Origin of the sequence: Paraburkholderia sp. SIMBA_054 (assembly GCF_046534875.1) — a bacterium.
In the GTDB taxonomy this organism is placed as follows: Bacteria; Pseudomonadota; Gammaproteobacteria; order Burkholderiales; family Burkholderiaceae; genus Paraburkholderia; species Paraburkholderia hospita.
The window spans coordinates 1-284 of sequence record NZ_JAWRXV010000586.1 but is presented as its reverse complement, the minus strand read 5'-3'; the positions used below and the strand labels follow the sequence as shown (position 1 = coordinate 284).

The 284-nt window shown below is 58.1% G+C and carries 1 protein-coding gene; it reads right to left on the bottom strand.

Translation table 11 applies throughout. The annotated features are described in order from the left end of the window. Positions 1 to 284 (bottom strand): DUF4331 family protein (locus SB822_RS56440; RefSeq protein ID WP_410859021.1); only part of this gene is annotated, 284 nt, incomplete at both ends.

Below are 284 nucleotides of genomic sequence, written 5' to 3'. Positions count from 1 at the left end.
CTCATGACGCATTGTGGACACATAGGCGCCGATTACGGCATTGGGTTTGGACGTAACCGTGCTGATTGGGACTGCGATCGCAATGGTGCTGATGTTGAAGCCGGAGAATGCGTCGTTGCCAAACGGATTCACGTGATCGTTAGCATCCTCCGCCGCCGTCAACACAGGCGGCGTGCGGCGCAGATTCACCGTATCGAACACTGCGCCCAGGTAGATGTAGATCGTATCACCGCGCTGGCCGGCGAAGACCTTGCCGCCGTTCGCGAGCATGTAGATACCCTGTG